We start from the raw sequence: 13,845 nt of genomic DNA on the forward strand, positions 1-13,845 counted from the left end.
AATAGAGCATCGATCTAGCCGGCCATCCAGCCACCATCGACCATCAGATTTATGCCGGTCACGAAACTCGCGAGAGGACTGGCGAGAAAGAGCGCGGCACCCGCGACGTCTTCCGGTCGTCCAAGCCGAGGCCACGGTGTACGCTGACGGGAATACTCGAGAGCGCGAGGATCATTGGCGGCACCAGGCTTGCCCGTTATTATTTTTCCGGGTGCGACCGCGTTGCAGACAATCAGGTCACGTGCGTGATCGACGGCCACCTGCCGGGTGAGCTGCACCGTGCCGCCTTTGGTCACGCCGTACGGAAAATCGCCTGGTGAGGCGACCATACCGTGCTGCGACGACACATTGACAATACGCCCGCGCACTTCGTCAATGGGCGCCTGCATGAGCATCTGTTGAACGGCCCGCTTGCAGCCATGGAACATGCCGGTGAGATTCACCCGTAGTACCTGTTCCCACTGTGCTTCGCTCGTTTCGACGAGATTGGTACTGGTATAGGTCGCGGCGTTATTGACCATCACATCGAGACGCCCAAAGCGCTCCACGGTCATGGCGACGAGCCGATCGACCTGCTCCCAGCCCGATACGTCAGTGGGAATACTGATCGCCGTCCCACCGGCGGATTCGATCACGACCTGCGTCGTCTCGCCCCCTTCGATCGGTGCCTCGCATAAATCCGCGAGCACGACACGCGCGCCTTCATTCGCATACCGGATAGCTATCGCCCGGCCCAGTCCGGAACTCGCACCAGTGACGACAGCAACCTTGCCCTCAAGCAATCCCATGATTCGCAGCTCCTATGATCTTCCCCGCCGGCGCAGGCGCGACCAGCTGTCCGTCCTGGTAAATAAGTTGGCCTCGCAGAAACACGGCGGTGAGCCTTCCCGATACCTGCATCCCGTCAAACGGCGTATAGCCTGCGCGCGAAAATTGCTCGGCATGACTGATACGTGTAGGGAGTCGCGGGTCCAGTACAAGAATGTCGGCGTCCCGTCCTCGGGACAGCGTGCCCTTGCGATCGCCAATTCCGAATCGCTGCGCGGGATTCGCCGAACACATGCGAACCAGCGCGGGCAGGTCGATGTCGCCCGTCTCTACAAAGTGCAACATCGTTGCCAGCAAGGTCTGCACGCCGGGCATCCCGCCGGGTATGTCCGCGAACGCGTCGTAGTGCGCTTTCTTCTCGATACGAGCGTGTGGCGCGTGGTCAGTCGCCACAATATCAATGAGCCCCTCACGCAAGGCAGCCAGCAACGCGTCGCGATCCTCCGCCGATCGCATGGGCGGCGATGCCTTGATATCGGCGCCGAGTTCCGCATAGTCGTCCGCGGTGAATAGCAGACACTGTGGAGTGGTTTCGATGCTGACATCCGCGAGGCTTCGCATGCGGCGGAAGATATCGATGCCGAGCCGCGAATTCGTCTGCCGTATGTGAACGCGAGTCCTTGCTTCGGCTGCCGCAAGGATCGCTCTCGCAATACCGCTCGCTTCGGCGAGAGGCGGCCGGCTCGCGAGAAACGCATCCACGCCGCCCTTTTCGACCGACTCCAGCAGAGACTGATCGCCGGGAGAAACACAAGCGAGAATGTCCAGCGATCTCCCCGTCTTCAATGCATGCACCAGAGAGAACTGAGTGTCATGCAAATAGGCTTCCGGCACATCGGCCGTGAATACTTCGACGGACACCGGCCTGAGCGACCGGAGTGTCTGCAATTCATCGGCGTCACGACGTAATGCAATCTGAAGCCCGACATCGACATGCAATCGCCCAGCGGCCATTCGCTGTTTGTCGATATACGATTCGACGCTATCAGTCCAGGGGTCATCGGTGGGCATGTCGAGCAGCGTCGTTACACCACCCGCTGCAGCCGCGCGCGTGCCGGACTCAAAGTCTTCCTTGTGAGTCAAGCCCGGTTCGCGAAGATGGACATGCGCATCGACCAGCCCCGGCAACAGATAGCACCCATCGACTCTGCGTTCGATCTTCGCGCTGGCCGGTGTCTCCGGATCGAGCAAAGCAGCCACGCGGCCGTCGCTTACGCACAGGTCCGCGCGCAAAGTCCCGCCTGCCTCTACTATCGTTGCACCACGCAACACCAGATCAAACATCTTGATTTTCCGTCAGGTGACTCATCATCCCGAGCCCCGCGAGACGCCCTTCTTCATGCGTCACGACTTCGAGCAAGGCCGCGCGACCGTTGCGCACCGTCGCGACGCAACGCTGCAACGCTTCGCGCAACTGTTCCGGATCGACGACGCATTCACCATGTCCGCCGAGAGCCTGGGCAATCGGCGCGTACTCGCCCGATACACGGTTCGCCTCGTACTTTTCCGTTGCCACCGGCATGCTCGCCGCGTAGCCACCGAGCACATGGTTGCGCAGCACGATGGCCAGAACCGGCAATTGACAACGAATGGCTGTCTCGAAGTCGATACCGACCATGCCGAACGCCGATTCGCCCATCACGGCAGCGACTATTGCGTCGGGCCGCGCGAGTTTCGCTCCCATGGCGAAACCGAGGCTGCTGCCGAGCTGAGTGGTTTTGCCCCAGCCGAGGTATCCCCGGGACTCAGTCACGTCGTAAAACGGAATGAATTGATCGCGCGGATTACCGGCATCGTGGGTAACGATGGCTTTTTCCCTATCGAGGACCTCCATGATTTCCCGCACTACGCGATAAGGAGAAATCGGACTGCCGCCGGCATTCATGAACGGCATCCACCGGGCCAGGAAATCTCGGCGACAAGCTGCGATTTCCTGCGCGAGTTCGTCGCCGCGTCCAGCGCGTTGCGCCAATGCTTTTGGATCCGCCTGGACGCGAGCCAGCATCTGACGCAGCACGGACCGGCAGTCGCCGACCACACCTAGCGCGACCGGATAATCCTTGCCGAGGTCATTCGGGTCGATGCTGACCTGCAGGACCTGTTTGCCCGGAGGCACAGGCCGGATGTAATACGAGCGGGTAAGACTGCTGCCCAACGCCAGAATGACGTCCGCCCGCTCGATGAATCTGTCCACAGTCGCCGGACGCGCCCGCCCTGCCGTACCGAGCGCAAGCGGATGCCTCTCTGACATCGCGCTCTTGGCATTCGGCGTAGTCATGACGGGGATATTGACGAGTTCCGCGAATTCAGCCAGTTCCTTAGAGGCATGCGCATTGAGAACCCCCTGGCCGGCGAGAATCACCGGGTGCCGGGCCCGCAGTAGCGCTTCCACGATCTCGTCGATTTCGGCTGCGTCAGCCTGCGGACGTGCACGGCGCACCCGCTGATAGCTCGGCAGATCCAGCTCGAATTGCTGCTCGAGCAAGTCCACCGGCAACTCCAGCAACACCGGCGCGGGCGGACCATTTCGTACGCGCGAAATGGCGCTGTAGAGCAATTGCGGCAGATCCTCGATACGTGTTACCGATTCGCACCACTTGGTGATGTGCCTGAAATTTCGACAGGCCTCGAAATTCGGAGCCACTGCTTCCGATCCACGCGGATAACCCGTCGGCAGAAAGAGAACTGGCGCACGGTCATTCCATGCCTGAGCAACACCAGCAAATGCACTCTCCGCGCCGGGACCGTACTGAACGGTCACGACCGACAGGTCGTCGCTCAGCGTCGTGCGAGCATGTCCTTCCGCGATATTGACCGCTACGCGCGGCGTACGGGCAATCACCGGCGGGATGTCCAGTTCTGCCGCCGCATCGAACAGGCCACTGCTCGGAAAGCCGATGATGTGTTTCATGCCTTGCTGCTTGAGGATTGCCGCTACGATTTGCGCTCCCGTCATTGCGCACTCCGCCGCGTCGACCACATGACTGACACGATCACGTTCATGCTCCTTTCCGAAACAGTTCGTGATTGGCAAGCCAATAGCGCGCAATGTCCTCACGCCGCATGAAAGCAGCGTTGCCATTCGATCGGCCGACGTGTTCGATGACTTCCCGCAGACCCGAGGCCCGATTCGGCTGGCCACTCCAGCGGGCATGCGCCGCGATGGTCAGCATCTTGCCGCCCGCGTCGTCCGCTTCGTCGATCAGGTAGTCGATCGCCGAGCGGCAGTCTTCCGCGAAATCTCTCGGGTTGCTATAGCCCGGCGCAATAAGGTACCGACTGTCGTTCAGCGTCTTCGAATACGGGACGACCAGCAATTCGCCATCGTCATGTTTGACGAAATACGGAATGTCATCATTGCAGGGATCGGAGTAGTAAAGAAAGCCACCCGATTCGATGATCAGCTCGCGAGTATTCACGCTGGGAAACGAACGGCAATTCCAGCCGGCTGGATGTACGCCGAGTACTTCACGATATAGGGTGATCGCCTCCCGCAATTGCCTGCGCTCCTCGTCGCGGCTCATGCCAGGATAGTCTGTCCACCGCAACCCGTGACCGAGCAGGTCGTGGCCTCGATCCTTCATCCACGCGGCGACATCGGGATTACGCTGTAGCGCGACAGCACACGCTGAGACCGTGACTGGAATCCTGTATCGGTCGAACAGTCTGGCCAGTCTCCAGACACCCGCGCGGCTACCGTACTCGAAATGAGTTTCGGTGCCGAGATCTCTCAGGTTCGGACTCGTGCTGAGGTTATATTCGCCCCAGTTATCGTTGCGGCCATCCTCGAGCCATGAATATTCCGAGCCCTCCTCGTAGATCAGTACGAGATTGATCGCAACCTTCGCACCGCCCGGCCACGTAACGAACGGCGGCGTACGGCCATAGCCAACAAAATCCCGTGCTGGGCCCTGCGTCTGAATATCGGTCATGAGTACATGTCTCTGGTTCAGGAACGACTGGCGACGAGCCAATCCATATAGTCGTGAAAAGCTTCGCGCCCCTCTCGTGGCCGCCAGCCTGTATCGCGTTCGAGACGGGAAATGTCATAGGCTCCCCACATCCCGGTAGCCATCGCGGGGTCCTGGATGATATTTGCGCCAGCTTCGCCGGTCACTTCAAAGCGGAGATCGGGGATCCGCTGCCTCGCCCAATTGATGATGTCGCCGATGCTCGTGGTCACGCCGCTCGCCACGTTGTAGTGCCGATAACGCAATCTGGCCGCTTCGGTCAGCGCAAGAATCGCCTCGGCTGCGTCAACGGAATGCAGGTAGTCGCCGATCGGCTTCAAACTATTGGGCCGAATGACTTCGCCATCCAGCGCCATTTGCGCCACCCGGTTGGGCACATGGCGGAAATTCCGGCTTTCAGTGGCGCGATCCATCGGGCCGTAAATCGATGACAACCGCACCGACGCGGCCGAAAGACCAAACAGATCGGCGTAGCGATTGACGATCATCTCCGAGGCGAACTTCGAGATGCCGTACAGCGTGAGAGGCGCGACATAGCCGTCTTCCGGCAACGGCTCGGGTGACCAGTCAGGTCCCTGATGCCGGTAGACAGATCCCGAACTGATATAGATGAAGCGCGTGATGGCCGGGTTTTGCCGTGCCCATTCGAGCAGTTGCACGGTACCCATCAGATTGACGTCCACGATCCTGGCCGGGGTCACCGCCTCGGGCGGCACACGCGCCGCCTCTTCCGCGCTGCCACGCGAGATCGGTGTCACCGTGGCGCCATGCACGACCGCCGAGATTTCGTGGCGATCGAGTTCGGCGGCCCAGCCTGACGGATCGCGCACATCACCTTCTACAACGATGAGCCGATCCCGCACGGGAGCGAACCAGGCTTGCGCGGTTTGGTCCAGTCCGGCCCGGTCGAGAATAACGGCTCGCCGGTCAGCATGTCGCTCAAGCCACTGGCGGGCAACGACGCTCATTACGAAGCCCGTGCCCCCGGTAATCAACAGGTTCATCTATGTTCCTGACAAAGAAGAGTTACTTCCCGGAAATGCGATATCGGCGAATCAACGCGCGGTGTAGCCGCCGTCTACAAGCAGGTCCGTAGCGGTCACGAAGGACGCGTCGTCGCTTAGCAGAAACGCCGTGCTCGCGCCGATCTCGTCGGGGCGGCCAATGCGCCCCAGCACATGCGCCGGGCCGAGTTTCGCATCCGCCTCGTCGAGCGAAGACCACGAGCGCAATAGCCGGCCCGTGCGCACGGCGCCCGGAGAAAGACTGTTGACGCGAATGCCGTCCGCCGCATGATCGACGGCCATCAGGCGGGCGAGATGGATCAGCCCTGCCTTGGCCGCGCAATAGGCAACCGAACGGGTAGCCGCGACATGGCCCAGTTGTGAAGCCACCAGCACGATGGAGCCTCCCCCGCTCTCGCGCATCATGGGCACGACGAATCGGCTCATCAGAAATGCACCGGTGAGCGAAACATCGATTTCCTGATGCCAGTACTCGGGCTCGAGATCCTCGACCGATCCGTCGTGCCATGGCGCGGCCGCGTTGTGAACATAGCCGTCGAGCCGTCCGAACTTCGAACGCGTCAGCTCGACCACGGCGCGCGCGGATTCGAGGTCGGTCACGTCGCAACGCGCGTCAAACGCAGCGGGACCCAGTTGCCGCGCGGTACGTGCCGCCGCGGCCGGATCGAGATCCGCGCACACCACGAATGCACCCTCGGCGATACATCGGTTAGCAATCGCCACACCGATGTCGCTCGCGGCTCCGCTGATCAGTACAACCTTGCCTTCAAGTCGATTGCCAGGGGCTGTCATGACTCAAGCACCGATGGCAAGGTGGACTGTCGCGGGAACGGGCGCTCCGCGGCAATGAAGCGGCCGCGTCCCGGCTTTGAAGTCACGTTGCCCTCATGCCAGACGATCTCGCCGCGAGAAATCGTGGTCACGGGCCAACCGCGCACCACCATGTTTTCGTAAGGCGTGTGATCGGTAGCGTGATGCAACATGCTGTTCCTGATCGTTACTTCGCGCTCGGCATCCCAGATCGCAAAGTCGGCGTCCGAACCGACCGCGATAACGCCCTTTTGAGGAAAGAGCCCATACAACCGAGCCGGCGTGGTCGCCGTCACTTCCGCAAATTGCTTCAGCGACATGCGTCCTCCATTCACGCCCGCGGAAAACAGCAACGGCAGCCGTGTCTCGATGCCCGGCACGCCGTTGGGGATGCGCGTATAAGGCGTATCCGGTCCGCCCGCGATCTTGTCCCTGTAGTGCCACGGCGAGTGGTCGGACGAGAACACTTCGAGCGTACCGTCCAGCAGGCCACGCCAGATCTCTGCCTGATTCTCGCGCGGCCTCGGTGGCGGCGTACATACGCACATCGCGCCGGACAGATCCGGCGTATCGATGTCCTCCGCGGCAAGAAACAGGTATTGCGGGCAAGTCTCCGCATAAACCGGCAAGCCGCGAGCCTTCGCGCGCCGGATTTCTTCCGCGGCACTCGCCGCGGAAACGTGGCAGATAAGGATCGGTGTCTCGATGACTTCGGCCAGACTGATCGCGCGGAAAGTCGCTTCACGGTCGCCAATGGCCGGGTGCGACATCACGTGATAACGCAGCTGCGTTTTACGCGCCTTCAGGAAATGGTCGGTCAGCCAACGGATGCATGCGTCGTTCTCCGCATGCACCATGACCATGGCGCCCTCGTGCCGCGCGACGTTCAGCACTTCGAGCACTTCGTAGTCGTCGAGCTTCAACCCTTCGTAAGTCAGATACATCTTCACCGACGTGCAGCCTTCGGCAATCAGCCGCGGCAGTTCTTCCTCGAGAAGATGCTGGGTCGGGTCGCCGACGATGAGGTGAAACGTGTAGTCGATGTGCGCTTTCGGGCGCGCGCGTTGATGGTAGTCCGCCACCACTTCGGAAAGTGATTGCCCCCGCATCTGCACGGCGAACGGAATAATCGTCGTCGTTCCTCCGCACAGCGCGGAAAGCGTGCCGCTCTGAAAATCGTCAGCGGTGGACTTGCCCTCCCAGGGCTGCTGGTCCATATGACAATGGGCGTCGACTCCGCCAGGCAACACGATACGTCCCTCGGCGGAAAACTCTTCGCGCCCCGCGGGCAGATCCGCGGCAAGCGCGGCGATCCGCCCGTCGCGCACACCGATATCGACTCTGGACGGCCCTTCAGGCAGCACTACCGTGCCGCCGCGAATCACAAGATCGAAGGGAAGATTGCCAGCGCTCATGCGAGGTTTCCTCCCGAAGTGCTTTGCTGGAAAACGGGGCGCATCGTACGCAGTTCCTCAAGACTGATATGGCAGGCGATTTCATGCGTCGCGGACGCCTGCCGTACCGGTGGCGCCACGGTGTCGCAAATCTCGCCGATCTTGCGATGGCAACGCGAGGCAAAACGACAGCCCGCTGGCACGTTGATCGGGCTCGGTGTTTCGCCGGTCAAGCGGATTCGCTCCTGCTGTTTGACCGACGCGTCCGGACTATGGACGGCCGATAGCAGCGCTTCCGTGTACGGGTGATACGGAGGGGCGAAGATTTCTTCGGCCAGCCCCTTTTCCATCACCCGTCCCAAGTACATCACCACGATGCGATCCGCGATATGGCGCACCAGCGCAAGATCGTGACTGATGAAAAGTAGCGTGTTCTGTTGCTCTTTCTGGATTGCCAGCAGTAGCGTGATCACAGCGGCCTGCACCGAAACATCCAGTGCCGAAACCGGCTCGTCCGCTACGATCAGGGATGGATTGGTTGCAAAAGCGCGGGCGATGGCAATACGCTGCTTCTGTCCGCCGGATAGTTGCGACGGACGGCGTTGAGCCAGTTCAGCCGGTAGCCGCACGAGTTGCAACAACTCCTGCAGGCGCTGCTCGATTGCAGCCTTGTCCTTGTAGCCGCCGAACTTGCGTAGCGCGCGACGAATCGGCGTAGCCACGGAATGCGACGGGTTCAACGTGCTGTCAGGATTCTGGAACACCATCTGAATCGACTTCAGCATGTCGCGAGCGCGCTTTTTCGCGGGTACCTGCGCCAGCTCGACACCTGCATACTGGATGGAACCCGACGTCGCGCCCTCGAGGCCGACCAGCATGCGTGCAAGACTCGACTTGCCGCAACCGGATTCGCCGACCAGCCCCATGATCTCGCCCTTGCCTACGTCGAAGGACACGCCTTCATTCGCCTGCACGGTCCGACGTCCGCCATTGAGCAGGTACTGTTTGGATACGTTGCTCACCGACAATGCGGATTCGTATCCGGTCATACCCGCAACTTCGCCGTTCAGAGCGACGCTGTCGCGCGTGAAGTCTTGCCAGCGGATGCATCGAACCAGATGTTCGTCGTCCATTGCGGGAGCAAGCGCGATCGGCGCGGCGCCGCATGTCTCCTTCCTGAAATGGGCGCAGCGCGGACCGAACCAGCAACCTTGCGGACGCTCCGCCGGCGACGGCAGATGGCCGGGGATCGGTGACAGCGCGCGTGCGCCCTTGGCACTGCCAATCCCCGGGATGCAACCGAGAAGGCCCTGGGAGTACGGATGACGAGGCTGCCGGAACAGCGTCTGCGTGTCCGCTTCCTCGATCATCTCGCCGGAGTACATGATGCCAACCCGGTCGCACGCACTCGCGATGAGGCCGAGATTGTGCGAGATGTAGAGAAGACTCGTACCGTACTGTTTGCGAAGATCCGCAATCAGGTCGAGAATCGCGGCCTCGACGGTGACGTCGAGACCGGTTGTCGGCTCGTCGAGCAACAGCAATGCGGGCCGGGCAAGCAATGCCATCGCGATGACAATCCGTTGCTGCTGACCACCCGATAGCTGATGCGGAAAACGCTTGAGCATCGCCAACGGGTCGGGCAGCCGGACGTTTTCGAGCATGCTCGCGCACATGTCCCGCGCTTCGGCTCGCGACGAGCCCAGATGGCGCATCGGCACCTCCGCGAGCTGCGCACCGATGGTCTTGACCGGATTCAGCGCGCTCATCGGCTCCTGATACACCATCGCCACGCGACGGCCGCGAATTGTCCGCAACTTCTCCGCACTGGCGCCGACAATTTCTTCACCCTCGAAGCGGATGCTACCGCCCGTCACACGCCCGGTACCGCCCAGATAACCCATGATCGCCATGGCGGTGGTGGTTTTTCCGCAGCCTGATTCACCGACCAGGCCATAGCTTTCTCCCGGCGCGATGGTCAGCGACACATTGGGCACGGCCACGACCGATTCATAGCGCCCACGATATTCAATGCGAAGGTCACGGATTTCCAGCAGAGCCTTGCTGTCCGATGGCGGAACACTGCGACTTTCGCGCAGGCCGGCATCAATGATTGCGTTCATGGCTTCCATGCCTCCCGCACTCCATCGGCCAACAGATTGAATCCAAGCACGAGGCTCACGATCGCGATCGACGGTGCGATCGACATCAGCGGCCAGACGTTGATTACCGTTGTTGTTTCCCGGACCATGCCTCCCCAGTCCGGGTTCGGCGGCGGAAGACCCAGCCCCAGGAAGCCGAGCACGCCGATCGTAATGATCGTGTAGCCGATGCGCAGACACGCGTCGACGAACAAAGGCCCGCGACAGTTGGGCAGCAGCTCGCAGACGATGATGTAGAAAGTACTTTCCCCGCGAAGACGCGCCGCCGCGACGTATTCCTGCTGCTTGAGATCGAGCACCAGACCTCGCACGATGCGGCCAATGCCAGGCGCCGACGCGATGGTCGTCGCAATGACGATGTTGACTACCGACGCGCCGACATTGGCGATCAGAATCACATACAGAATGAGCACCGGAAACGCGAGTACCAGGTCCGAAAAGCGGTCGACGATCGCTTCGGTCCAACCACCGAAATAGCCCGCGAGCATGCCGAGTATGATGCCGGCAATCATCGCGACGGCTACGGACAGCGGCGCCACGACCAGCACCGTCCGGGCGCCGAATATCAGGCGGGAAAGAATGTCCCGGCCGAGAATGTCCGTGCCGAGCCAGTGCGCTGCCGACGGCGTCGGGTCCGCCATCGCCATGGCGTCCTGAGCGGTGGGCGACGGCAGCGGCAACACCGGTGCGAGCACGGCCACCACGATCCAGAAAACGATCAACGACAGCCCGACTACGGCGGTAGGAGAGCTGAAAATGCGTGTCCATGCACGTCTTGGGGCGCGGGCAGTACGCGCCGCGAGCGGCACGAGGCCGGGATCGATCGAAGACATCGAATTACCTCACACGAATGCGTGGATTGAGCAGCATGTAGCCAAGGTCGCCGAGGAATTGTGTGAGAACGGCGACGAATACGGTGACCAGGGTGGCTGCTTCGAGCGTGGCAATGTCACCGAACATGCTTGACTCGAGCAGCATCCGCCCGAAGCCCGGATAGGCAAAAACCGTTTCCGTCACTACCACGCCGCCAATCAGGAAGTTGATTTGCAAAAGCAATACAGTGAATGGCGCAATCATTGCGTTTCTCAGCGCATGCCCCAGAATGACCTGCCGGGGACTCAGCCCTTTGAGGATTGCCGTGCGGATATACGGCTTTTCCATAACGCCGATCATTGAAACGCGGATCATCCGCGCTACATAGCCGAAGTCGTAAAGCACGAGAACCGCCACCGGGAGTACCAGTTGCGATGCAGTCGACCAATGGCCGCCTTCGCTGTTATCGAGTGGGCTCGTACCGGGCAATATCGGCCAAAGAATGACGAAAAGCGTGACGAGAAACACGCCGGAGGCGAACTCCGGAACCGATGTAAAGGTGATGCAAAGAACAGAGAGGATGCGATCGAGCGCCCCGCCTTCTTTAAGACCTGACAGGATGCCGAACAGCATTGAGAGCGGCACGATCAGAGCAAACGCAATACCGGCCAACACCGCTGTGTGTCCGAGGCGCTTCCACATCACATCGTTGACCGGAACCTTGTAGAGGGTCGAAAAGCCGAAATTTCCAAAGTACTGGGATCCCCGCGGATCGCTAAAACCGAGTCCGTTACCAGGATCTTCGAGAGGGTCGGGCATGGCGCCCACGAGTACACCGAGCCAATGCCCGTATCGGATCATAAGAGGCTCATCGGCATGCATCTGCTTCGAAAGCAAATCGACCTGCTGCTGCGTCGCATAGGGACCGAGGGTACGGCGCGCGACACTTCCTGGGGTGAACTCCGAAACCGCGAATACGACAAAAGACGCGCACAGCATCGTGACTATCATCAACGTGATGCGCTTGGCGAGAAATGAGGCCATCGGGACAAGACTCTCTGTTAGACCTTACAGCGACGTCAATATGCCGCGCCTCGACGGCGCGGCCTTCAAACTCAGGCGCCCACCGCGTACTGATTCGCGAAAATGTACTGCGAAGGATGAACCGAAAAGCCCTTGACCTTCTTGTCCATGACAGTCGAAAACGCACGCCAGAACGGCTGTACGATGGGACCGTCCTCCTGCATCAGCTTTTCGATTTTTTCCATCACGAGGCTGCGCTTCTTCGGGTCCAGGATGCCGTCTGCCTGATCGAGCAGCGCATCGAACTCAGGGTTGGAATAACCCGATTCGTTCCATGCGGCGTTAGACCGATAGGCGAGCGAGAGCGTCATCACGCCGAGAGGACGATGTCCCCAGCCGGTCAGGCTGAACGGCACCTTCGTCCAGACTTCCCAGTACTGCGCGCTCGGCAACGGCTTGATATTGACCTTCACGCCGATGTCCTTGAACTGTTCGGCGAGAGCCTGAACGGTATTGAGTTCCCAGATAGGATCGGGACGCGTCACCATGTCGATCTCGAATCCATTCGGATAACCCGCTTCGGCGAGTAGCTTCTTCGCCTGCGCGACATCCCGGCCGTACTTCGGCAACGGGAAATATTCCGGATGCACCGGGGCGACGTGATGATCCTCGGCCGAAGTGCCAGCGCCTAGCAAAGAAGTGGCGATGACTTTCTGATGGTCGATTGCAAGCTTCATCGCCTTGCGCACACGCTTGTCGCCCAGAATCTTGTGATCGACCCGCATCCGTGCCACACCGGTCTGCGAGGTCAGCACACTGTAGGGCTGCACGTGAGGCAGGCGCTTCATCGCATTGACCTGAACCGCGTCCGCTTCCGACAACCCGTCGACCTGATGCGAAGCCATCGCCGAGATGCCGGCGCCCGCGCTGTCGCCAAGGTCGACAAACTCGAATGTATCGAGGTAGGGGCCCGTGCCCCAGTAGTCTTTGCGCGCCTTGTACATCGCGCCCTTTCCGACGGTGTACGAAGTCAGTTCGAACGGCCCGGTACCATTGAAGCCTGCTCCGAACATGCCCTTGTCCGCGGGGTCGGTGATGAACATCGCGTAATGGAACAGATGTTCGGGGACCGCGATCTGCGGAGCGAAGCAGTTCAGCCGCACGGTCAGGTCGTCGACCTTTTCGATCGCGTGATCGGACCACAGGCGGCTCGCCTTTTTCGGCTTCCCGCTCGCGTCTTTCTCGCCAGACTCGTATTCCTGAACGAGGTAGCCCGTGAACAATCCGAGCTGGGACGAACCGACCGCCGGATCACAGACCCGTTTGAGGTTCCACACGACATCGTCCGCATTGAGCAAACGACCGTTGTGCCATTTCACGCCCTTGCGGATATGTAGTGTCCACGTCTTGAGGTCGTCGCTGGCTTCCCATTTCTCGAGCAGGTAGGGTCGCGTGACGTTGTCGTTGCCGGTAAATGTCAGGAACTCGCAAACCTGTCGAATCACATTCGACTTCTCGGCAAAATCGGCCTGGTGCGGACTCTTGATTTCCATGCATCGCATCCCGATGCGCAGATGCCCTCCCTTGGGCAACGACTCGGCCGCGCGCGCTTCGTCAATAAACGGATTCGTCTCACCGCTCAGCTTGTACGCCGTAACAGCCGACAATCCAAGCAAAGTCGCAGTGCGTAGAAAATGACGGCGAGAGATAGTTCCTTTCTTCAGGTCTTCAACGAGGACAGGAATATACGGATGCTGAGGTTGTTTGGAATCCTTCACTGACTCTCCCGAATGATGATTAAGGTTCTCGACGAACAACT

Annotated in this window: 11 protein-coding genes; all 11 read right to left on the reverse strand. The window is 60.4% G+C overall.

What is annotated here, in order from left to right:
* Positions 1 to 14: 14 nt before the first annotated feature.
* Entirely contained in the window at positions 15 to 788 is a 774-nt protein-coding gene (locus tag L0U82_RS30375) for an SDR family NAD(P)-dependent oxidoreductase (RefSeq protein ID WP_233836858.1), read from the reverse strand.
* Complete coding sequence (locus L0U82_RS30380) at positions 775 to 2,112, reverse strand: dihydroorotase (protein WP_233836859.1); 1,338 nt, start codon at positions 2,110 to 2,112, stop codon at positions 775 to 777. Before L0U82_RS30380 ends, L0U82_RS30375 begins: the two co-directional genes overlap by 14 nt.
* Complete coding sequence (locus L0U82_RS30385; protein ID WP_267929724.1) at positions 2,105 to 3,910, reverse strand: thiamine pyrophosphate-requiring protein; 1,806 nt, start codon at positions 3,908 to 3,910, stop codon at positions 2,105 to 2,107. Before L0U82_RS30385 ends, L0U82_RS30380 begins: the two co-directional genes overlap by 8 nt.
* Positions 3,828 to 4,760 (reverse strand): polysaccharide deacetylase family protein, encoded by a 933-nt coding sequence (locus tag L0U82_RS30390; RefSeq protein ID WP_233836861.1) that lies wholly within the window; start codon positions 4,758 to 4,760, stop codon positions 3,828 to 3,830. The genes L0U82_RS30385 and L0U82_RS30390 overlap by 83 nt, the downstream gene beginning before the upstream one ends.
* 17 nt (positions 4,761 to 4,777) lie before the next feature.
* On the reverse strand, positions 4,778 to 5,803 hold the full coding sequence (locus L0U82_RS30395; RefSeq protein ID WP_233836862.1) for an NAD-dependent epimerase/dehydratase family protein: 1,026 nt from the start codon (positions 5,801 to 5,803) through the stop codon (positions 4,778 to 4,780).
* Positions 5,804 to 5,854: 51 nt separating this feature from the next.
* The gene (locus tag L0U82_RS30400; RefSeq protein ID WP_233836863.1) at positions 5,855 to 6,616 is read right to left on the reverse strand and encodes an SDR family NAD(P)-dependent oxidoreductase; all 762 of its coding nucleotides are present in this window, start codon (positions 6,614 to 6,616) and stop codon (positions 5,855 to 5,857) included.
* Positions 6,613 to 8,049: a dihydropyrimidinase gene (gene hydA / locus L0U82_RS30405; protein WP_233836865.1), complete on the reverse strand. Its 1,437-nt coding sequence runs from the start codon at positions 8,047 to 8,049 to the stop codon at positions 6,613 to 6,615. Before hydA ends, L0U82_RS30400 begins: the two co-directional genes overlap by 4 nt.
* On the reverse strand, positions 8,046 to 10,160 hold the full coding sequence (locus L0U82_RS30410) for an ABC transporter ATP-binding protein (RefSeq protein WP_326489781.1): 2,115 nt from the start codon (positions 10,158 to 10,160) through the stop codon (positions 8,046 to 8,048). Before L0U82_RS30410 ends, hydA begins: the two co-directional genes overlap by 4 nt.
* Positions 10,148 to 10,999 (reverse strand): ABC transporter permease, encoded by an 852-nt coding sequence (locus tag L0U82_RS30415; protein ID WP_233836867.1) that lies wholly within the window; start codon positions 10,997 to 10,999, stop codon positions 10,148 to 10,150. Before L0U82_RS30415 ends, L0U82_RS30410 begins: the two co-directional genes overlap by 13 nt.
* A gap of 28 nt (positions 11,000 to 11,027) precedes the next feature.
* The gene (locus tag L0U82_RS30420) at positions 11,028 to 12,047 is read right to left on the reverse strand and encodes an ABC transporter permease (protein WP_233836869.1); all 1,020 of its coding nucleotides are present in this window, start codon (positions 12,045 to 12,047) and stop codon (positions 11,028 to 11,030) included.
* A gap of 71 nt (positions 12,048 to 12,118) precedes the next feature.
* Positions 12,119 to 13,579 carry an ABC transporter substrate-binding protein gene (locus L0U82_RS30425; protein WP_233836871.1) on the reverse strand — a complete coding sequence of 487 codons (1,461 nt, stop codon included), beginning with the start codon at positions 13,577 to 13,579 and terminating at the stop codon, positions 12,119 to 12,121.
* Positions 13,580 to 13,845: the final 266 nt, after the last annotated feature.

Source organism: Paraburkholderia sp. ZP32-5 (genome assembly GCF_021390495.1).
Taxonomy (GTDB): domain Bacteria; phylum Pseudomonadota; class Gammaproteobacteria; order Burkholderiales; family Burkholderiaceae; genus Paraburkholderia.